Origin of the sequence: Kitasatospora sp. NPDC091335, assembly GCF_044757205.1 — a bacterium.
GTDB lineage: Bacteria > Actinomycetota > Actinomycetes > Streptomycetales > Streptomycetaceae > Kitasatospora.
This window is the reverse complement of the sequence record NZ_JBIVUM010000002.1, coordinates 15,184-34,345: the sequence shown is the minus strand read 5'-3', so window position 1 is coordinate 34,345 and position 19,162 is coordinate 15,184. Positions and strand designations below refer to the sequence as shown.

21 protein-coding genes are annotated in these 19,162 nt (G+C 72.0%); 19 read left to right on the top strand and 2 right to left on the bottom strand.

The annotated features are described in order from the left end of the window. The first annotated feature begins 71 nt into the window (after window positions 1-71). From map to glmM, 13 genes are all read left to right on the top strand, one after another. Window positions 72-911 carry a type I methionyl aminopeptidase gene (gene map / locus ACIQOW_RS04900; RefSeq protein WP_188301628.1) on the top strand — a complete coding sequence of 280 codons (840 nt, stop codon included), beginning with the start codon at window positions 72-74 and terminating at the stop codon, window positions 909-911. A gap of 130 nt (window positions 912-1,041) precedes the next feature. Beyond that, complete coding sequence (gene mscL, locus ACIQOW_RS04895; RefSeq protein WP_401079877.1) at window positions 1,042-1,467, top strand: large conductance mechanosensitive channel protein MscL; 426 nt, start codon at window positions 1,042-1,044, stop codon at window positions 1,465-1,467. 193 nt (window positions 1,468-1,660) lie between these two features. After that, on the top strand, window positions 1,661-1,882 hold the full coding sequence (gene infA, locus ACIQOW_RS04890) for a translation initiation factor IF-1 (protein WP_003956442.1): 222 nt from the start codon (window positions 1,661-1,663) through the stop codon (window positions 1,880-1,882). Between the two features lie 33 nt (window positions 1,883-1,915). Next, window positions 1,916-2,029, top strand: a complete 114-nt coding sequence (gene rpmJ, locus ACIQOW_RS04885) for a 50S ribosomal protein L36 (protein WP_003956441.1) — start codon at window positions 1,916-1,918, stop codon at window positions 2,027-2,029. A gap of 175 nt (window positions 2,030-2,204) precedes the next feature. Beyond that, a complete protein-coding gene (rpsM, locus tag ACIQOW_RS04880) occupies window positions 2,205-2,585 on the top strand; it encodes a 30S ribosomal protein S13 (protein ID WP_063348977.1) in 381 nt (126 codons plus the stop codon). Between the two features lie 72 nt (window positions 2,586-2,657). Beyond that, window positions 2,658-3,065 (top strand): 30S ribosomal protein S11, encoded by a 408-nt coding sequence (rpsK, locus tag ACIQOW_RS04875; RefSeq protein WP_030232513.1) that lies wholly within the window; start codon window positions 2,658-2,660, stop codon window positions 3,063-3,065. 142 nt (window positions 3,066-3,207) lie between these two features. Further along, entirely contained in the window at window positions 3,208-4,230 is a 1,023-nt protein-coding gene (locus tag ACIQOW_RS04870) for a DNA-directed RNA polymerase subunit alpha (protein ID WP_049649049.1), read from the top strand. Window positions 4,231-4,357: 127 nt separating this feature from the next. Next, window positions 4,358-4,831, top strand: a complete 474-nt coding sequence (gene rplQ, locus ACIQOW_RS04865) for a 50S ribosomal protein L17 (RefSeq protein ID WP_188301626.1) — start codon at window positions 4,358-4,360, stop codon at window positions 4,829-4,831. Between the two features lie 99 nt (window positions 4,832-4,930). Continuing rightward, window positions 4,931-5,863 (top strand): tRNA pseudouridine(38-40) synthase TruA, encoded by a 933-nt coding sequence (gene truA / locus ACIQOW_RS04860; RefSeq protein WP_401079874.1) that lies wholly within the window; start codon window positions 4,931-4,933, stop codon window positions 5,861-5,863. Window positions 5,864-5,905: 42 nt separating this feature from the next. Beyond that, a complete protein-coding gene (locus ACIQOW_RS04855) occupies window positions 5,906-7,564 on the top strand; it encodes an ABC-F family ATP-binding cassette domain-containing protein (RefSeq protein ID WP_401079872.1) in 1,659 nt (552 codons plus the stop codon). A 232-nt stretch (window positions 7,565-7,796) separates the two neighbouring features. Beyond that, window positions 7,797-8,240, top strand: a complete 444-nt coding sequence (gene rplM, locus ACIQOW_RS04850) for a 50S ribosomal protein L13 (RefSeq protein ID WP_063348980.1) — start codon at window positions 7,797-7,799, stop codon at window positions 8,238-8,240. 45 nt (window positions 8,241-8,285) lie between these two features. After that, on the top strand, window positions 8,286-8,795 hold the full coding sequence (gene rpsI / locus ACIQOW_RS04845; RefSeq protein WP_188301623.1) for a 30S ribosomal protein S9: 510 nt from the start codon (window positions 8,286-8,288) through the stop codon (window positions 8,793-8,795). 166 nt (window positions 8,796-8,961) lie between these two features. Next, on the top strand, window positions 8,962-10,326 hold the full coding sequence (gene glmM / locus ACIQOW_RS04840; protein WP_401079869.1) for a phosphoglucosamine mutase: 1,365 nt from the start codon (window positions 8,962-8,964) through the stop codon (window positions 10,324-10,326). Between the two features lie 52 nt (window positions 10,327-10,378). On the opposite strand, the gene coaA is transcribed toward glmM, so the two are convergent. Further along, a complete protein-coding gene (gene coaA / locus ACIQOW_RS04835; RefSeq protein WP_188301621.1) occupies window positions 10,379-11,374 on the bottom strand; it encodes a type I pantothenate kinase in 996 nt (331 codons plus the stop codon). Window positions 11,375-11,473: 99 nt separating this feature from the next. Between coaA and glmS the strand changes: the two genes are divergently transcribed. Beyond that, window positions 11,474-13,330, top strand: coding sequence for a glutamine--fructose-6-phosphate transaminase (isomerizing) (gene glmS, locus ACIQOW_RS04830; RefSeq protein WP_188301620.1), 1,857 nt, complete (start codon window positions 11,474-11,476; stop codon window positions 13,328-13,330). A 42-nt stretch (window positions 13,331-13,372) separates the two neighbouring features. Here the strand turns inward: glmS and ACIQOW_RS04825 are convergent, their stop codons facing one another. Continuing rightward, the gene (locus ACIQOW_RS04825) at window positions 13,373-13,930 is read right to left on the bottom strand and encodes a Uma2 family endonuclease (RefSeq protein WP_401079868.1); all 558 of its coding nucleotides are present in this window, start codon (window positions 13,928-13,930) and stop codon (window positions 13,373-13,375) included. A 170-nt stretch (window positions 13,931-14,100) separates the two neighbouring features. On the opposite strand from ACIQOW_RS04825, the gene ACIQOW_RS04820 reads away from it, so the two are divergent. The 5 genes from ACIQOW_RS04820 to ACIQOW_RS04800 all read left to right on the top strand — a co-directional run bounded on the left by ACIQOW_RS04820 (window position 14,101) and on the right by ACIQOW_RS04800 (window position 19,125). Further along, on the top strand, window positions 14,101-15,576 hold the full coding sequence (locus tag ACIQOW_RS04820) for an NAD(P)H-hydrate dehydratase (RefSeq protein ID WP_401079866.1): 1,476 nt from the start codon (window positions 14,101-14,103) through the stop codon (window positions 15,574-15,576). Between the two features lie 140 nt (window positions 15,577-15,716). Further along, complete coding sequence (gene alr, locus ACIQOW_RS04815; protein WP_401079864.1) at window positions 15,717-16,916, top strand: alanine racemase; 1,200 nt, start codon at window positions 15,717-15,719, stop codon at window positions 16,914-16,916. Next, complete coding sequence (locus tag ACIQOW_RS04810) at window positions 16,913-18,208, top strand: alpha/beta fold hydrolase (protein WP_401079862.1); 1,296 nt, start codon at window positions 16,913-16,915, stop codon at window positions 18,206-18,208. The genes alr and ACIQOW_RS04810 overlap by 4 nt, the downstream gene beginning before the upstream one ends. A gap of 107 nt (window positions 18,209-18,315) precedes the next feature. After that, entirely contained in the window at window positions 18,316-18,813 is a 498-nt protein-coding gene (tsaE, locus tag ACIQOW_RS04805; protein WP_188297721.1) for a tRNA (adenosine(37)-N6)-threonylcarbamoyltransferase complex ATPase subunit type 1 TsaE, read from the top strand. 117 nt (window positions 18,814-18,930) lie between these two features. Then, entirely contained in the window at window positions 18,931-19,125 is a 195-nt protein-coding gene (locus tag ACIQOW_RS04800; RefSeq protein WP_188297722.1) for a hypothetical protein, read from the top strand. The last annotated feature ends 37 nt before the right edge of the window (window positions 19,126-19,162 follow it).

Genomic DNA, 19,162 nt, shown 5'->3' with positions numbered 1-19,162 from the left:
GCGGGTGGCCCGGCCGTTTCGGCGTCGTACGGTGGTAGCAGTGGTAATCCGGACTTGGAAGGCGTGACCAGATGGTGGAGATCAAGACCCCCGAGCAGATCGCGAAGATGCGAGCGGCCGGGCTGGTCGTCGCCGAGGCCCTGAAGGCCTGTCGCGAGGCGGTCGCCCCCGGGGTGACCACCCAGGAGCTCAACGACATCGCGGACAAGGTCATCACCGGCCACGGCGCCACCTCGAACTTCCGGGCCGACCACGGCGGGCTCTGGTTCCCCGGTGTGATCTGCGCCTCGGTGAACAACGAGGTCGTGCACGGCATCCCGGGTGAGCGGGTGCTCCAGGAGGGCGACGTCATCTCGATCGACTGCGGCGCCATCCTGGACGGCTGGCACGGCGACGCGGCCATCACCGTGGCGGTCGGCGAGGTCCGCCCCGAGGTCGAGATGCTGAGCCGGGTCACCGAGGGCTCGATGTGGGCCGGCATCGCCCAGATGAAGAAGAACAACCGCCTGGTGGACGTCTCGAAGGCGATCGAGGGCTACATCCGCCGGCAGCCGCTGCCGCCGAAGGGCAAGTGGGGCATCACCGAGGGCTACGGCGGCCACGGCATCGGCACCGCGATGCACATGGAGCCGCACGTGCTGAACTACGTCGAGCGCGGCCGCGGCAAGGGCCCGAAGCTGGTCCCCGGCACCGTGCTGGCGATCGAGCCGATGGTCTCGCTGGGCACCCCGCACACCGCCGTGCTGGAGGACGACTGGACGGTCGTCACCAACGACGGCACCTGGGCCTCGCACTGGGAGCACTCGGTGGCCGTCACCGAGCAGGGCCCGCTGGTGCTGACCGCCTTCGACGGTGGCAGGGCGGAACTGGCCAAGCTGGGCATCACCGCAGCTCCGGACCCCCTCGCGTAGTCCCGGCGGCGCCCAACTGCCGTCGCTGACAAGGGATCAGAGCCCTGGAGGTTTGGACCTCCAGGGCTTTTGTCCTATTTTTATGCGCTGGCAGTGGTCAGTAGTGGCTTTACGAGCAGCAGGAGAGAACGTGCTCAAGGGATTCCGCGACTTCATGATGCGCGGCAACGTCGTCGACATGGCGGTCGGTGTCGTCATCGGGGCCGCGTTCACCGCGGTGGTGACCGGTTTCGTGTCCGCCTTCCTCACCCCGCTGGTCGGCGTGGTGGTCGGCGCGGCCGGCGACTTCAGCTCGTACCAGGCGCACATCGCGGGGGTGACCTTCCCGTACGGGCAGTTCCTCAACGTGCTGATCGCGTTCCTGATGACCGCGGCGGTGCTGTACTTCTGCGTGGTGCTGCCGATCACCAAGGCGACCGCGCGCTACATGCCGAAGGCGCCGAAGACGCCGAAGCGCCCGTGCCCGGAGTGCCTGACCGAGATCCCCCTGGCCGCCCGCCGCTGCGCGGCCTGCACCGCCCACGTGGACCCGCTGACGGCCACCGTCGGGGCCTGACGTAGCAGATGTGACGGCGACCGCCTTCCGGGGCCCCGTTTTGGTCCGCCGGACGCGCTGGCGTAGGATGGACCGTCGGCTCACTCGTAGCGTGCTTCAGCACGCCCTCTTCCCCTCGGGGGCGGGGTGAACCCAGGTTCGCACGAGCGTTCCGCATACGGTAGCCGGTCCCGGAAGGTGGATCTCGCAGTTCATGGCTAAGAAGCAAGGCGCCATTGAGATCGAGGGCACCGTGATCGAGTCTCTTCCGAACGCGATGTTCAAGGTCGAGCTGCAGAACGGTCACAAGGTCCTCGCGCACATCAGTGGCAAGATGCGCATGCACTACATCCGCATCCTGCCGGACGACCGGGTCGTCGTGGAGCTCAGCCCCTACGACCTCACGCGCGGCCGGATCGTCTACCGCTACAAGTAAGAACGTCAGATCTAGACCCGGAGAACCTGAAACATGAAGGTCAAGCCGAGCGTCAAGAAGATCTGCGACAAGTGCAAGGTGATCCGCCGTCACGGCCGGGTCATGGTGATCTGCGACAACCTGCGCCACAAGCAGCGCCAGGGCTGATCGCCCCCAGCATTTCTCGTAGTACTTCGCGCGACGCGAAAACGTCATAAGCGGGCTGCCCGATCCGTCCCACAGGGAACGGACTGCCACCCCCGGTCAGAGGCCGGGGCTCCCTCACCGTGAGGTGTCGGAGTAGGCAGCACGCAAGACCTCTGAAAAAGCACAGGAGCCTTGAATGGCACGCCTCGCCGGCGTTGATCTCCCCCGTGAGAAGCGGATCGAGATCGCCCTTACCTACGTGTACGGCATCGGCCGTACCCGCGCCCAGCAGACCCTGGTCGAGACCGGTGTCAACCCGGATGTCCGCGTTCGCGACATCTCCGAGGAAGACCTCGTGAAGCTGGGCCAGTACATCGACGCCAACTACACGGTCGAGGGTGACCTCCGCCGTGAGGTGGCCGCCGACATCCGCCGCAAGGTCGAGATCGGCTGCTACGAGGGTCTGCGTCACCGTCGCGGCCTGCCGGTCCGCGGCCAGCGCACCCACACCAACGCGCGTACCCGCAAGGGCCCGCGTCGCGCGATCGCCGGCAAGAAGAAGCCGGGCAAGAAGTAGTCCGTCCCGTAACCGGACATCCCTCCGGCCCGCGGGTCAGCGGACCGACCACCTCAGTAGGAGAACAGACTTATGCCCCCCAAGGGTCGTCAGGCTGCCGGCGCGAAGAAGATCCGCCGCAAGGAAAAGAAGAACGTCGCTCACGGCCACGCGCACATCAAGAGCACGTTCAACAACACCATCGTTTCGATCACCGACCCCGCGGGCAACGTGATCTCCTGGGCCTCCGCCGGCCACGTCGGCTTCAAGGGCTCGCGCAAGTCCACCCCGTTCGCCGCGCAGATGGCCGCCGAGGCCGCTGCCCGTCGCGCGCAGGAGCACGGCATGCGCAAGGTCGACGTCTTCGTGAAGGGTCCGGGCTCCGGCCGCGAGACCGCGATCCGTTCGCTCCAGGCCACCGGCCTGGAGGTCGGCTCGATCCAGGACGTCACCCCCACCCCGCACAACGGCTGCCGTCCGCCGAAGCGCCGCCGCGTCTGACGCAGCGCCTTCGGGCACGCAGTTCTGCTCAACCTCGTACGGGGTCCCACGCAGTGATTCGTCGCTGCCTGCGGGACCCCGTACGCTTGGTCCTGTCGGCATCAAATAGTGGGTGCCGAAGACAACTGGAGGGTTCTTCCCCATGCTTATCGCTCAGCGTCCCTCGCTGACCGAAGAGGTCGTCGACGAGTTCCGCTCGCGGTTCGTGATCGAGCCGCTGGAGCCGGGCTTCGGCTACACCCTCGGCAACTCCCTGCGCCGCACGCTCCTGTCGTCGATCCCGGGTGCCGCTGTCACCAGCATCCGCATCGACGGCGTCCTGCACGAGTTCACCACCGTGCCGGGCGTCAAGGAGGACGTGACCGACCTCATCCTCAACATCAAGCAGCTGGTCGTCTCCTCGGAGCACGACGAGCCGGTCGTGATGTACCTGCGCAAGCAGGGCCCGGGCGTCGTGACCGCCGCCGACATCGCCCCGCCGGCGGGTGTCGAGGTGCACAACCCCGAGCTGGTCCTCGCCACCCTGAACGGCAAGGGCAAGCTGGAGATGGAGCTGACCGTCGAGCGCGGTCGCGGCTACGTCTCCGCCGTCCAGAACAAGGCCTCCGGCCAGGAGATCGGCCGCATCCCGGTCGACTCGATCTACAGCCCCGTGCTGAAGGTCACCTACAAGGTCGAGGCCACCCGTGTCGAGCAGCGGACCGACTTCGACAAGCTGATCGTCGACGTCGAGACCAAGCCCGCCATGCGTCCGCGCGACGCCATGGCCTCGGCCGGCAAGACCCTGGTGGAGCTGTTCGGCCTCGCCCGCGAGCTGAACATCGACGCCGAGGGCATCGACATGGGCCCGTCCCCGACGGACGCCGCCCTGGCCGCCGACCTGGCGCTGCCGATCGAGGAGCTGGAGCTCACGGTCCGCTCCTACAACTGCCTCAAGCGCGAGGGCATCCACACCGTGGGTGAGCTCGTCGCCCGCTCCGAGGCGGACCTGCTCGACATCCGCAACTTCGGTGCGAAGTCGATCGACGAGGTCAAGGCGAAGCTGGCCGGCATGGGCCTGGCCCTCAAGGACAGCCCGCCCGGGTTCGACCCGACCGCTGCCGCCGACGCCTTCGGCGCCGACGACCTCGACGACTCGCACTTCGCCGAGACCGAGCAGTACTGAGAGACTTGACCGCGGGGGCGGTTCTCCGGAACCGCCTCCGTCGTCGTGAAAGTCGTGCGGGCACAGTGCCCGTACGCCCGCTGTGGTACCTGGTACGGCCGCAGTCGGAGATTCGAGGAGTAATTCCATGCCGCGTCCCACCAAGGGTGCCCGCCTCGGCGGCGGCCCGCACCACGAGCCGCTGCTGCTCGCCGGTCTGTGCCGGGAGCTGTTCCAGTACGGCCGCATCACCACGACCGAGGCCAAGGCCCGTCGGATGCGCCCGCTGGCGGAGAAGCTGATCACCAAGGCGAAGAAGGGCGACATCCACAACCGTCGCCTGGTGCGCAAGACGATCACCGACATCGCCGTGCTGCACACCCTCTTCACCGAGATCGCGCCGCGCTACGAGAACCGCCCGGGTGGTTACACCCGTATCACCAAGATCGGTCCCCGTCGTGGCGACAACGCCCCGATGGCCGTGATCGAGCTGGTCGAGTCGCTGACCGTCGCGCAGACCGCCGTCGGCGAGGCCGAGGGCGCCACCAAGCGTGCCGTCAAGGAGGCCGAGGCCAAGGCCGAGGCCCCCAAGGCCGACGAGGCCGAGGCCGAGCAGGCCTGACACCTCCAAGGTGTTCGCGGGCCCGTTTCCCCACTACCGGGGGAGCGGGCCCGTTCCCGTCCCCTTGGCCGACCAGAGCAGTCCGGGAGAAGAGAAGCAGTGGTCAACGATTGCGCCGAGCAGCCCCCGGTGAAGGACGGCCCGGCCGACGGGTACGTCCGGGTCCGGCTCGACCTCGCCTACCAGGGCGCCGAGTTCTCCGGCTGGGCCCGCCAGAAGGGCGGCCGCCGGACGGTCCAGGAGGAGATCGAGACCGCGCTGCAGATCGTCACGCGCAGCTCCGAGGCGTTCCCGCTGACCGTGGCCGGCCGCACCGACGCCGGGGTGCACGCCCGCGGCCAGGTCGCCCACGTCGACCTGCCCGCCGAGCTGTGGGCGGCGCACCGGGAGAAGCTGCTGCGCCGGCTGGCCGGCCGGCTGCCAGGGGACGTCCGGATCTACCGGGTCGGCGAGGCGCCGGCCGGCTTCGACGCCCGCTTCTCGGCGATCTGGCGCCGGTACGCGTACCGGGTCGCCGACCACCAGGGCGGGGTGGACCCGCTGCTACGCGGCCACGTGCTCTGGCACGACCGGCCGTTGGACCTGGACCGGATGAACGCGGCGGCGAAGCTGCTGCTCGGCGAGCACGACTTCGCCGCGTACTGCAAGAAGCGCGAGGGCGCGACCACCATCCGCACCCTGCTGGAGCTGCACTGGGACCGCGTCCCGGTGGACCCGTACGCCGCCCAGGAGGGCTCGCTCGCGGTCGCCACCGTCCGGGCCGACGCGTTCTGCCACAACATGGTCAGGGCGCTGGTCGGCGCGATGCTGCTGGTCGGCGACGGGCACCGGCCGGTGGAGTTCCCCGGGGAGGTGCTGGCCGGCGGGGTGCGCAACTCCGCCGTCAACGTGATCAGGCCGTACGGGCTCACGCTGGAGGAGGTCGGCTACCCGCCGGACGACAAGCTGGCCGAGCGCAACCGGCTGGCCCGCCGGATGCGCACCCTGCCCGGGCAGCCGGTGGCCACCGGGGATTACGGAGTCGAGGGCTAAATCCGTTTTGGTCGGGCGCGTCCGCTTGGGACAATCGTTCCCATGGGACACGTCGAGATTTCGCACCTGGAGTACTACCTGCCGGACGGGCGCGTGTTGTTCGACGACGCGTCCTTCCGGGTCGGCGAGGGCGCCGCGGTCGCCCTGGTCGGCGCGAACGGGGCCGGCAAGACCACCCTGCTGAGGATGATCGCGGGGGACCTCCAGTCGCACGGCGGCTCGGTGACGATCAGCGGCGGGCTCGGCGTGATGCGCCAGTTCGTCGGCACCACCGGCCGCGAGGACCAGCAGGCCACCCCGGGCGCGCTGCCGGCCGACGCCTCGGTGCGCGACCTGCTGGTCTCCGTCGCCCCCGAGCGGATCGCCAAGGCGGCCCGCGCGGTGGACGCCGCGGAGCTGGCGATGATCGCCCAGGACGACGAGAAGACGCAGATGGCCTACGCCCAGGCGCTCTCCGACTGGGCCGACGTCGGCGGCTACGACTACGAGACCGACTGGGACGTCTGCACCATGGCGGCCCTCGGCACGCCCTTCGACAAGGCCCAGTGGCGCGGCCTGAACACCCTCTCCGGCGGCGAACAGAAGCGGCTCGTCCTGGAGGCGCTGCTGCGCGGCCCGGAGGAGGTCCTGCTCCTCGACGAGCCGGACAACTACCTGGACGTCCCGGCCAAGCGCTGGCTGGAGGAGGCGATCAAGGCCACTCCGAAGACCGTCCTGTTCATCTCGCACGACCGCGAGCTGCTCTCGAAGACCGCCGACAAGATCATCAGCGTCGAGACCGGCGCGGCCGGCAGCAGCGTCTGGGTGCACGGCGGCGGCTTCGACAGCTTCCACGAGGCCCGCAAGGCCAGGTTCGAGCGCTTCGAGGAGCTGGGCCGCCGCTGGGACGAGGAGCACGCCAAGCTCAAGAAGCTGGTCGTCACCCTGCGTCAGGCCGCGGCCGTCAGCCACGCCCTGGCCACCCGCTACGCCGCCGCGCAGACCCGGCTGAAGAAGTTCGAGGAGGCCGGGCGGCCGGAGGAGCCCCCGCGCGAGCAGAGCATCTCCATGCGGCTCAAGGGCGGACGCACCGGCGTGCGCGCCTTCACCCTGGAGCGGCTGGAGCTCACCGGCCTGATGCGGCCCTTCGACCTGGAGGTCTTCTACGGCGAGCGGGTCGCGGTGCTGGGCGCCAACGGCGCCGGCAAGTCGCACCTGCTGCGGCTGCTGGCGGGCGACGAGACGGTCGCGCACGGCGGCAGCTGGAAGCTGGGCGCCCGGGTCGTGCCCGGCCACTTCCGGCAGACCCACGCCCACCCGGAGCTGTTCGGCCGTACCGTCCGTTCGATCGTCGAGGAGGAGCACGCGCTCAGCCGCGGCGCCGCGATGGGCGCACTGCGCCGGTACGAGCTGGACCGCCAGGAGGAGCAGAAGTTCGAGTCGCTGTCCGGTGGGCAGCAGGCCCGGCTGATGATCCTCAAGCTCGAACTCTCCGGTGTGACGGCCCTGTTGCTCGACGAGCCGACCGACAACCTGGACCTGGAGAGCGCCGAGGCCCTGCAGACCGGCCTGGAGGCCTTCGAGGGCACCGTGCTGTGCGTCACCCACGACCGCTGGTTCGCCAAGACCTTCGACCGTTTCCTGGTGTTCGGCGCGGACGGCCGGGTGTACGAGTCGTCCGAACCGGTCTGGGACGTGACCCGGGTGGAGCGCGAACGCTGAGTGACGACCCGGGGGGTTCCCGGCGATTTTTGACCGCTCCGGGTCGTGCCGGTAATCTGGACGCTTGATGTGCGTATTGGCTCGCTCTATCTCACGTGAGAGGTCGGTACGCCGGAGACATCAGGTCGTCGACCAGCGGTCCCCCTTGAATTGCGTCCAAGGTTGGCCAGGCTGATCTTCCGTCCCGGTGCTCCTGTCAGGACTCACTCACTGAAAAGCGAAGGCTACGACCGTGCGTACGTACAGCCCCAAGCCCGGCGACGTCCAGCGTCAGTGGCACGTCATCGACGCGAACGACGTCGTGCTCGGCCGCCTGGCCTCCCAGGCCGCCAACCTCCTCCGGGGGAAGCACAAGGCGATCTACGCGCCGCACGTTGACACTGGTGACTTCGTCATCATCATCAACGCCGACAAGGTGCACCTGTCCGGCAACAAGAAGACCCAGAAGCTGGCCTACCGCCACTCGGGCTTCCCGGGCGGTCTGCGCTCGGTGCGCTACGACGACCTGCTGGCGAACAACCCGGAGAAGGCCGTCGAGAAGGCCATCAAGGGCATGATCCCCAAGAACAGCCTGGGCCGCCAGATGCTCTCCAAGCTGAAGGTCTACTCGGGCGACCAGCACCCGCACGCTGCCCAGCAGCCGGTGCCGTTCGAGATCACCCAGGTCGCGCAGTAATTCGGCCACCAAGCCCCCCAACACTGAAAAGAGCTGAGGAACACCGTGGCCGAGACCACTGAAACCCTTGAGGTCGAGTTCGACGACGCCGTTGAGGCCGTCGAGGGCGAGTACACCTCCGAGGAGAGCTACACCTCCGAGTCCCTGGCCGGCCGCTTCGGCGAGGCCGTCCCCGGCGCCGGCCTCGGCCGTCGCAAGGAGGCGATCGCCCGCGTGCGCATCGTCCCCGGCACCGGCCAGTGGAAGATCAACGGCCGCACCCTCGAGGGCTACTTCCCCAACAAGGTGCACCAGCAGACCGTGAACGAGCCCTTCAAGCTCCTCGAGCTGGACGGCCGTTACGACGTCGTCGCCCGCATCAGCGGTGGTGGCACCTCCGGCCAGGCCTACGCGCTGCGCCTCGGCGTCGCCCGTGCCCTGAACGAGGCCGACGTGGACAACAACCGCGCCGCCCTGAAGAAGGCCGGCTTCCTGATGCGTGACGCCCGCGCCGTCGAGCGCAAGAAGGCCGGTCTCAAGAAGGCCCGCAAGGCGCCGCAGTACAGCAAGCGCTAATCGCCTCCCCGGGGGTGCGGCCCGCCCTGGCGGCGCACCCCCTGGTTGCGCGAAACCGTCGCCCCGGAGTACCCCGTGTACTCCGGGGCGACGTGTTCCCCGGCTACTGTGCGGCGGCCGGGATCATCGGTTGGGTTCCGAGCAGTGGTGATGGAGGAACGGGACAGTGGGACGACTCTTCGGTACGGACGGCGTGCGCGGGGTGGCCAACGAGGGCCTGACGGCGGAGCTGGCGCTCGGCCTGTCGGTCGCGGCGGCCCATGTGCTCGGCGAGGCCGGCGCCTTCGAGGGCCACCGGCCGGTCGCGGTGGTCGGCCGTGACCCGCGCGCCTCGGGCGAGTTCCTGGAGGCCGCCGTCATCGCCGGTCTGGCGAGCGCCGGCGTCGACGTCCTGCGGGTCGGTGTCCTGCCCACCCCGGCCGTGGCCTACCTCACCGGCGCGCTCGGCGCCGACTTCGGCGTGATGCTGTCCGCCAGCCACAACGCCATGCCGGACAACGGCATCAAGTTCCTCGCCCGCGGCGGCCACAAGCTGGACGACCGCATCGAGGACGCGATCGAGACCCACTACCGCAAGCACACGCTCGGCGACGAGGACTGGAACCGCCCGACCGGCGCGGCCGTCGGCCGGGTGCGCGAGTACACCGAGGGCTTCGACAAGTACGTCGCCCACCTGATCGGCGTGCTGCCCAACCGCCTGGACGGCATCAGGGTGGTCATCGACGGCGCCCACGGCGCGGCCGCCTACGTCGCCCCCGAGGCCTTCGCCCGGGCCGGCGCCGAGGTGGTCCACACCCTGGGGGCCGAGCCCACCGGCCTCAACATCAACGACGGCGTCGGCTCCACCCACCTGGACCGGCTGCGCGTCGCGATGCAGGAGCACCGGGCCGACCTGGGCATCGCCCTGGACGGCGACGCCGACCGCTGCCTGGCCGCCGACGCGGAGGGCAACGAGGTGGACGGCGACCAGATCATCGCCATCCTCGCGGTCGCCATGAAGGAGGCCGGCACCCTGCGCGGCAACACCGCGGTGGCCACCGTGATGTCCAACCTGGGATTCAAGCTGGCGATGGAGCGCGAGGGCGTCGAGCTGGTGGAGACCTCCGTCGGCGACCGCTACGTGCTGGAGGCGATGAAGGAGCGGGGCTTCGCGCTGGGCGGCGAGCAGTCCGGCCACGTGATCCTGCTGGACCACGCCACCACCGGCGACGGCACCCTGACCGGCCTGATGCTGGGCGCCAGGCTGGCCGCCACCAAGCAGCCGCTGGCCGACCTGGCCGCCGTGATGACCCGGCTGCCGCAGGTGCTGATCAACGTCAAGGGCGTCGACAAGTCCCGGGTGAGGACCAGCACCGAGCTGGCCGCCGCGGTCGCCGAGGCCGAGGCCGAGCTGGGCTCCACCGGCCGGGTGCTGCTGCGCCCGTCGGGCACCGAGCCGCTGGTCCGGGTGATGGTCGAGGCCGCCGACCCGGCGCAGGCCGAGACGGTCGGGCAGCGGCTGGCCGAGGCGGTGCGCGCCCACCTGGGCTGAGCCCCGGACTCGCCGAAGGGCCCCCGCGACGCGGGGGCCCTTCGGCGTGCGGTCAGAGCTTGCGCAGCAGCGCCCGGCGGACCTTGTGGTCCGCGCCCTTCTGGAGGATCAGGGTGGCCCGGCCGCGGGTCGGCAGCACGTTCTCCAGCAGGTTGGGCTTGTTGATGGTGCGCCAGACCTGCCGGCCGTACTCCATCGCCTCCTCCTCCGGCACCTCGGTGAAGCGGCGGAAGTAGGAGCTCGGGTCCTGGAAGGCGGTCTGCCGCAGCTTGCGGAAGCGGTCCAGGTACCAGTGCTCGATGTCGTCGGTCCTGGCGTCGACGTAGATCGAGAAGTCGAAGTAGTCGGCCACCGCGAGGCGGGTGCGGCCGTCGGTGCCCGGCAGGGCCGGCTGGAGCACGTTCAGGCCCTCGACGATCAGGATGTCCGGTCGCTCCACGGTGAGCCGCCGGTCCGGCACGATGTCGTACACCAGGTGCGAGTAGACCGGCGCGCTGACCCGCTCCTTGCCCGCCTTCACGTCCGCGACGAAGCGCGTCAGCGCCCGGCGGTCGTACGACTCCGGGAAGCCCTTGCGGGCCATCAGACCGCGGCGGCGCAGCTCGGCGTTGGGCAGCAGGAAGCCGTCGGTGGTGACCAGTTCGACCCGGGGGTGCTCCGGCCAGCGGGCGAGCAGCTCCTGGAGCAGGCGGGCGGTCGTGGACTTGCCGACCGCGACGGAGCCGGCCACGCCGATGATGAACGGCGTGCGGGTGCGCTCGGTGTCCGGGGTGTCCAGGAAGGTGCCCAGCGTGCCGCGCAGCTCGTGCGTGGCGTGGATGTACAGGTTCAGCAGCCGGGACAGGGGCAGGTAGACGTCGCGGACCTCGTCCAGGTCGAGGGCGGTACCGAGGCCGCGCAACTGCTCCACCTCCTCGGCGGTCAGCGGCAGCGGCGTACGCTCGCGCAGCGCGCTCCACTCGGCCCGGCTGAGGTCCACGTAGGGAGACGGTGACGGGCCGGGCGTGGCGGCGCCCCGCGTACAGAGTTCGGTCAGCACATGCTCCATTGTGAGCCGTCGCGGCGTTCACGGTGGTTGTGGTGTCGGTCACGCAGCGTTCCCGCGAGGCGGGAAAACGGCCACAGAACCGCCCTTATGCTGGCACGCATGTGCGGAATTGTTGGATACGTGGGCGCTCAGGCCGCCCTCGACGTAGTAATCGCAGGCCTGCAGCGCCTGGAATACCGGGGTTACGACTCGGCCGGTGTCGCGGTGCAGGTCCAGGACTCCGACGGGCAGTGGAGTCTGGCCACCGACAAGCGGGCCGGCAAGCTCGCCAACCTGGAGAAGTCGCTCGCCGAGTCCCCTCTGCCCGGCGGCACCACCGGCATCGGCCACACCCGCTGGGCCACCCACGGCGGCCCGACGGACGCCAACGCCCACCCCCACCTGGACGACCGGCAGCGGGTGGCCGTGGTGCACAACGGCATCATCGAGAACTTCGCCCAGCTGCGCGCCGAGATCGCCGAGCGCGGCCACACCCTCCGGTCCGAGACCGACACCGAGGTCGTCGCCCACCTGCTGGGCGAGGCCTACGCGGGCGACCTCGCCGAGGCCATGCGGGTGGTCTGCCGTCAGCTGGAGGGCGCCTTCACCCTGGTCGCCGTGCACGCCGACGCGCCGGACGTGGTCGTGGGCGCGCGCCGCAACTCGCCGCTGGTGGTCGGCCGCGGCGAGGGCGAGAACTTCCTCGCCTCCGACGTCGCCGCCTTCATCGCGCACACCCGCGAGGCGATCGAGCTGGGCCAGGACCAGGTGGTCGAGCTGCGCCGGGAGGGCGTGACCGTCACGAACTTCGACGGCACCCCGGCCGACGTGCGCGAGTACCACGTCGACTGGGACGCCTCCGCCGCCGAGAAGGGCGGCTACGACTACTTCATGCTCAAGGAGATCGCCGAGCAGCCGAAGGCCGTCGCCGACACCCTGCTCGGCCGGATCGGCACCGACGGCCGGCTCACCCTGGACGAGCTGCGGATCTCCGACGCCGACCTGCGCTCGGTCGACAAGGTCGTCATCGTGGCCTGCGGCACCGCGTTCCACGCGGGCATGATCGCCAAGTACGCGATCGAGCACTGGACCCGCATCCCCTGCGAGGTCGAGGTCGCCTCCGAGTTCCGCTACCGCGACCCGATCATGGGCCCGGGCACGCTGGTCATCGCCATCTCGCAGTCCGGCGAGACCATGGACACCCTGATGGCCCTGCGTCACGCCCGTGAGCAGGGCGCCAAGGTGCTGGCGATCTGCAACACCAACGGCTCGACCATCCCGCGCGAGTCGGACGCGGTGCTGTACACCCACGCCGGTCCCGAGGTCGCGGTCGCGTCCACCAAGGCGTTCCTGACCCAGCTGGTCGCCTGCTACCTGGTCGCCCTGTACCTGGGCCAGGTGCGCGGCACCAAGTGGGGCGACGAGATCTTCGCCGTCATCAAGGAGCTCGGCGACGCGCCGAAGCAGGTCGAGCAGGTCCTGGAGACCATGGAGCCGGTGCGCGAGCTGGCCCGCTCGCTGGCCGACGCCCGCTCGGTGCTGTTCCTCGGCCGCCACGTCGGCTTCCCGGTGGCCCTGGAGGGCGCGCTCAAGCTCAAGGAGCTGGCGTACATGCACGCCGAGGGCTTCGCGGCGGGCGAACTCAAGCACGGTCCGATCGCGCTGATCGAGGAGGGGCTGCCGGTCGTGGTGGTCGTGCCCTCGCCGCGCGGGCGGTCGATCCTGCACGACAAGATCGTCTCCAACATCCAGGAGATCCGGGCCCGCGGCGCCCGCACGATCGTGATCGCGGAGGAGGGCGACGAGGCCGTCGTCCCGTACGCGGACCACCTGATCCGCATCCCGGCCACCCCGGTGCTGCTCCAGCCGCTGGTCGCCACCGTCCCGCTCCAGGTCTTCGCCTGCGAGCTGGCCACGGCCAAGGGCCACGAGGTCGACCAGCCGCGCAACCTGGCGAAGTCGGTCACCGTCGAGTAGTCCGGCGCTCGTCGGCGACGGCGCCCCTGCGGTGGCTGCGACCTACCGCAGGGGCGCCGTGTCGAGCGTGAAGGAGAACGGGGCGGGGAGGTCGATCGGCTTGCCGAACGGGACCGGCTCCTTCTCGCTGTAGTCGTCGCCCTCGGGGGCGGTGAACAGCGTGACCGTACCGGCGCTGCGGTCCACCAGCAGGTAGCACGGGATACCGGCGGCGGCGTAGCCACGGCGCTTCTGTTCCCGGTCTCGGCGCGGATTGGTGGACGTGACTTCGAAGACCAGCAGGACGCCGGCGGCTTCCGCCCATGAGTCGGCGTTCAGGAAGTGTCCGACCGGGCTGACGGTGCCGTCGGGGATGAACCGGCCCGTCGGCACGATCAGACCCTTGTTGCCGGAGAGGTCGAGGTCGGTCGCGGCCTTGCGGAAGAACTGCTTGGCCAGCAGGGAGAACGCGGCTTCGTGCTCTCCGTCCGGCGGTGGTGTCACGACGATTTCCCCTTCGATGAGCTCTGCCTTGTAGCCGGGCGGCGTGTCCAGCTCCAGGAACGCCTGGAGGAGGTTGCCCCGGCCCAGCGGGCCCTCGACAGCTGGCATGGCGACCATGGCCCTTCTCCCTCCTGTGGGTCCGTGCCGAGCCACAAGGTAGGCGTACGGACCGACACCGGCGGGGAATCGAAGTGGTTGTCACTCGAAAGTGTGCCGCAGGCCCGGCTCCCGCGGGGCGGAGACGCGGGCTAGCGTCGGTGACAGCCGACCGCTGAAGGAGCTCCCGCATGCGTCATGCACACCGTGTGGACACCGTCCGGGCCGCCGAGGCCGCGTTGATGGCGCGGCTGCCGGAGGGCGTACTGATGCAGCGGGCGGCCGCGGGGCTGGCCGCGACCTGTGCGCGGCTGCTGACCCGGCGTCGGGGGCGGGTGTACGGCAGCCGGGTGACGGTGCTCGCGGGCAGCGGGGACAACGGGGGTGACGCCCTGTACGCCGGGGCCGCCCTGGCCCGGCGCGGGGCGCGGGTGACGGCGGTGCTGCTGGCGCCGGAGAAGACGCACCCGGGCGGGCTGGCCGCGCTGCGGGCCGCCGGCGGGCGGGTGACGGTGGAGCAGGAAGTCGGCCTGGCCGACTTCTCGCGCGCCGACCTGGTGCTGGACGGCATCGTCGGCATCGGCGGCCGGGGCGGGCTGCGCCCCGGGGCCCGGCCGTACGCGCGGGCCGGGCGGTCCGGGACCGTGGTGGCGGTGGACCTGCCGAGCGGGGTGGACGCCGACACCGGCGAGGTGCCCGGCGCGGCGCTGCGCGCGGACGTCACGGTCTGCTTCGGCACCTACAAGCCCGGACTGCTGGTCGACCCGGGGGCCTCGTACGCGGGCGCCGTACAGCTGGTCGGCATCGGTCTCGAACCGCCCGCGGCGGAGGTGACGGCGCTCCAGCACGCGGACGTGGCGGCGCTGCTGCCGCAGCCGGGCGCGGAGAGCGACAAGTACCGCCGCGGCGTGGTCGGGGTGGCGGCCGGTTCGGCGACGTACCCGGGGGCGGCGCTGCTGGCGGTGGCCGGGGCACTGCACGGCGGCGCGGGCGCCGTCCGGTACGTGGGCACGGCGGCCGAGGAGGTGGTGCGGCGCTTCCCCGAGGTGCTGGTCACCGAGGGCGGGCCGGCCGGGGCCGGGCGGGTGCAGGCCTGGGTGGTCGGTCCCGGCGGTGGCGAGGGGGCACGGCAGTCGCTGACCGAGGCGCTGGCGAGCGACGTCCCGGTGCTGGTGGACGCGGACGGGCTGACCGAGCTGGGCCGGCTCGGCCCGGACGCGCTGGCCGGCCGCACCGCGCCCACCCTGCTCACCCCGCACACCGGCGAGGCCGCCCGGCTGCTCGCGGGCGCCGAGGGCGGCCCGCCGCCGGCCGCCGACGACCTGGCCGCGGCCCGGCTGGCCACCGCCCGCCGGCTGGCGGCCGCCTATCGCGCGACGGTGCTGCTGAAGGGCTCCACCACGGTGGTCGCCGATCCGGGCGGGGCCGTCCGGGTGAACCCCACCGGCACCTCCTGGCTGGCCACCGCCGGCAGCGGCGACGTCCTGGCCGGGTTGGCCGGCTCCCTCCTGGCGGCGGGCCTCGCGCCGCTGGACGCCGCGTCGGCGGCCGCCTACCTGCACGGCCTGGCCGGCCGCGAGGCGGCGGGCCGGCCGGGCGCCCCGACCACGGCGCTCGCGGTGGCCGGGGCGCTGCCGGCGGTGTGGCGGGCGGTCCGCGAGGGGTGACCGACGGAACCGGACCATCCGGTCAGGGCGTCCTGGACAGGGTGAACGGGCGGTCCGCCGCAGGCCGGCGCGTCGTGGGGGGCCGCCGCGCCGACGGGCCGTTCGGCGAGGACTCCGGGACGTCTGGGAGACTGACCCTGATGACAACTGCGAACACGACCGGCACGGCCACCCTCACCGAAGGCGTACGGGCCGAGGCGACCATCGATCTCGCCGCCCTGCGCGGCAACCTCGCGGCCCTGCGCGAGCGCGTCGGCAGCGCGGCGGTGATGCTCGCGGTCAAGGCGAACGCCTACGGCCACGGCGCGGTGGAGTGCGCCCGGGAGGCGGTCGCGAACGGGGTCGGCTGGCTCGGCTGCGCGACGCCGGACGAGGCGCTGGCGCTGCGGGCCGCGGGCATCCGCCCGGAGCAGGCCCGCGTCCTGTGCTGGCTGTGGACGCCGGGCGGGCCGTGGCGCGAGGCGCTGCGCGCGGACCTGGACGTCTCGGTCAGCGGGCAGTGGGCGCTGGACGAGCTGCTGCCGGCCGTCCGCGAGACCGGCATCCCGGCCCGGGTGCACCTGAAGGCCGACACCGGTCTGGGCCGCAACGGCTGCCAGCCGCACGACTGGCCGCGACTGGTGGCGGACGCCCGCCGGGCCGAGGCCGAGGGGCTGCTGAGGGTCGTCGGCGTCTGGTCGCACTTCGCCGCGGCGGACGAGCCCGGCCACCCGTCGATCCAGGCCCAGCTGGACTCCTACCGGGCCGCGCTGGCCGTGGCCGAGGCGGCCGGGCTGCGCCCCGAGGTCCGCCACCTGGCGAACTCCCCGGCCACCCTGCTGCTGCCCGAGTCGCACTTCGACCTGGTCCGCACCGGCCTGGCCGCGTACGGGCTGTCGCCGGTGCCCGAGGTGGGTTCGCCGGCCGACTTCGGGCTGCGCCCGGTGATGGCGCTGACCGCGAGGCTGGCGCTGGTCAAACACGTCCCCGGCGGGCACGGGGTCAGCTACGGCCACCACTACACGACACCGGGCGAGACCACCCTGGGCCTGGTCCCGGTCGGCTACGGCGACGGCATCCCGCGGCACGCCAGCGGTACCGGCCCGGTGCAGATCGACGGCAAGTGGCGCACGGTGGCCGGCCGGGTCGCGATGGACCAGTTCGTGGTGGACCTGGGCGGCGACACCCCGGCGATCGGCGACGAGGTGCTGCTGTTCGGCAACGGCGAGCACGGCGAGCCCACCGCCGAGGACTGGGCCCGTGCCTGCGGCACCATCTCGTACGAGATCATCACCCGGATCGGTGCCCGGGTGCCCCGCCGCTACCTGGGCGGCAGCCACGCCGAGGGCCCGACGGCATGACCGACGCGCCGGCCGAGGGCAACCCGGTCGCGGCGGTGGCCAGGGTGGCCGGCGCCGCCTCCGGGGTGAGCCGGGCCGGTGTGATCGGGATCTCCGTCGGTGTGCTGGCGGCCGGAGCGGCCGCGGGCGTGGCGATCGAGCGGCTGACCGTCGGCCGGGCGATGCGCCGCCGGGCCCGGGCCGAGCTGGACGCGAAGGCCCCGTTCGGCTCGCTGCGCGGGCGCCCGAGGAGGGTGGCCGCACCGGACGGCACCGAGCTGTACGTGGAGCTGGACGGCACCGGCTGGGACGAGCCGGACGGCGCCGGCCCGGGGGCGGACGGTCTTCGTCCCGGAGGCGGGCGGGCGGTTGACGGCGCCGGGCCGCTGACCGTGGTGTTCTGCCACGGCTACTGCCTCAACCAGGACAGCTGGCACTTCCAGCGGGCCGCGCTGCGCGAGGGCATGCGGCTGGTCTTCTGGGACCAGCGCAGCCACGGCCGCTCCGAGCGCTCCCGCTCCTACCTGGCGGGCGAGCCGGCCGGCATCGACCAGCTGGGCGGCGACCTCAAGGCGGTGATCGACGTCGTCGCCCCGACCGGGCCGCTGGTGCTGGTGGGCCACTCGATGGGCGGCATGACGGTGATGGCGCTGGCCGACCAGCACCCGGAGCTGTTCCGCGAGCGCGTCGCCGGGGTCGCGCTGATCGGCACCCTCGCCGGGGACTGGAACGAGGTCAGCCTCGGCCTGCCGAGGGCCGGCGCGAAGCTGTTCAAGAAGGTCGCACCCGGGGTGGTGAAGCTGCTGGGCCGCCAGGTCGACCTGGTCGAGGCGACCAGGCGGCTGGGCTCGGACGTGGCCGCCGTCTTCTACCGGAGGTTCTCCTTCGGCGGCCGGGACGTCGACCCCGGTGTGGTGCGCTTCGCCGAGCAGCTGCTGGACGCGACCCCGATCGACGTGGTCGCCGAGTTCTACCCGGTGTTCGGCGCGCACGAGAAGTACGAGGCGCTCGCCGCCCTGCGCGGCCTGCCCGCGTTGGTACTGGCCGGGACGAAGGACCTGCTGACGCCCTCGACGCACAGCGAGGCGATGGCCGAGCGGCTGCCGGGCGCCGAGCTGGTGCTGGCCGAGGGCGCCGGGCACCTGGTGATGCTGGAGCGCCCCGAGCTGGTCGACCACGAGCTGGCGCGGCTGCTGCGCCGGGCCGCCGGCTTCGCGGGGGCGGCGCCGCTGCCCGCGGCCGTCCTCGACCTGGCGGGCCGACGGCCCCGGGACCCTGACCCCGCCCTCGACCCGGCGGCCGATCCGGCCTGAGCCTCCGTGGGGCCCCGCCCGCCGCAGCGGGGCGCGCCGATGTGGCACGGTAGCGGTGGCGGCCGGTGGTCGGTGCGCCGGTACGGACCGAAGGGCAAGACACGCGCATGGGCTCGCACGCCACTCTCACCGTCCCCACCCCGGAGCGGATGGGCCGGCTCGGCCGGGAGCTGGCCGCGTTGCTGCGGCCGGGTGACCTGGTGCTGCTCTCCGGCGAGCTGGGGGCGGGGAAGACCACGCTGACCCGGGGCCTGGGGGAGGGCCTGCAGGTCCGCGGGGCGGTGACCTCGCCGACCTTCGTGATCGCCCGGGTGCACCCCTCGCTGGTCGGCGGCCCGGCGCTGGTGCACGTGGACGCGTACCGGCTGGGCGGGGACCTGGACGAGATGGAGGACCTCGACCTGGACGTCTCGCTGCCCGAGTCGGTGGTCGTGGTCGAGTGGGGCGAGGGCAAGGTCGAGCGGCTCTCCGAGGACCGGCTGGAGGTCCGGATCGAGCGCGCCATCGGCGACACCGCGGACGGGGACGACCAGGACCCGCGCCGGGTGCTGCTGACCGGCATCGGCCCGCGCTGGGCGGACGTGCCGCTGGCGGACCTCGGGTAGCGGCCGCGCCGGGTCGCCGGCATCTTGCCGACAGGCTGTCGGGAAGGTGTTGCGGGCGGGGCGCCGGGCGTGGTGGGATGGGTGCTGCGGTTAGGTCTGCCTAACTAGGGAGGCGCCATGTCGAGCACCACCCCCGCCCCGCAGCGGCCGGTCCGCGCCGCCGGGGCCGGAGAGTCCGCCCACCGCGCTCCGGGAGAGCCGATGCGGGCGCTGCTGGCCGCCCGCGCGGCCGCCGAGGCGGTGTCCACCCCGCCCGAACCGCGGCCCGGGCACGACGAACGGCCCGAGGCGCAGGCGCCCCGGGCCGCGTGAGGCCGGTTCTTCCGGGCCCGGAACCACCTGGGCGGTT

Bases quoted from the DNA above. Each gene is read 5' to 3' on its own strand.
- ACIQOW_RS04825 (WP_401079868.1), bottom strand. From the start codon at position 13,930: ATGGTCGCCATGCCAGCTGTCGAGGGCCCGCTGGGCCGGGGCAACCTC.
- ACIQOW_RS04810 (WP_401079862.1), top strand. From the start codon at position 16,913: ATGACCGACGCGCCGGCCGAGGGCAACCCGGTCGCGGCGGTGGCCAGG.
- map (WP_188301628.1), top strand. From the start codon at position 72: ATGGTGGAGATCAAGACCCCCGAGCAGATCGCGAAGATGCGAGCGGCC.
- coaA (WP_188301621.1), bottom strand. From the start codon at position 11,374: ATGGAGCATGTGCTGACCGAACTCTGTACGCGGGGCGCCGCCACGCCC.
- rpsK (WP_030232513.1), top strand. From the start codon at position 2,658: ATGCCCCCCAAGGGTCGTCAGGCTGCCGGCGCGAAGAAGATCCGCCGC.
- infA (WP_003956442.1), top strand. From the start codon at position 1,661: ATGGCTAAGAAGCAAGGCGCCATTGAGATCGAGGGCACCGTGATCGAG.
- alr (WP_401079864.1), top strand. From the start codon at position 15,717: ATGACAACTGCGAACACGACCGGCACGGCCACCCTCACCGAAGGCGTA.
- rplQ (WP_188301626.1), top strand. From the start codon at position 4,358: ATGCCGCGTCCCACCAAGGGTGCCCGCCTCGGCGGCGGCCCGCACCAC.
- ACIQOW_RS04820 (WP_401079866.1), top strand. From the start codon at position 14,101: ATGCGTCATGCACACCGTGTGGACACCGTCCGGGCCGCCGAGGCCGCG.
- rpsM (WP_063348977.1), top strand. From the start codon at position 2,205: ATGGCACGCCTCGCCGGCGTTGATCTCCCCCGTGAGAAGCGGATCGAG.
- ACIQOW_RS04855 (WP_401079872.1), top strand. From the start codon at position 5,906: ATGGGACACGTCGAGATTTCGCACCTGGAGTACTACCTGCCGGACGGG.
- ACIQOW_RS04870 (WP_049649049.1), top strand. From the start codon at position 3,208: ATGCTTATCGCTCAGCGTCCCTCGCTGACCGAAGAGGTCGTCGACGAG.
- ACIQOW_RS04800 (WP_188297722.1), top strand. From the start codon at position 18,931: ATGTCGAGCACCACCCCCGCCCCGCAGCGGCCGGTCCGCGCCGCCGGG.
- rpmJ (WP_003956441.1), top strand. From the start codon at position 1,916: ATGAAGGTCAAGCCGAGCGTCAAGAAGATCTGCGACAAGTGCAAGGTG.
- glmS (WP_188301620.1), top strand. From the start codon at position 11,474: ATGTGCGGAATTGTTGGATACGTGGGCGCTCAGGCCGCCCTCGACGTA.
- tsaE (WP_188297721.1), top strand. From the start codon at position 18,316: ATGGGCTCGCACGCCACTCTCACCGTCCCCACCCCGGAGCGGATGGGC.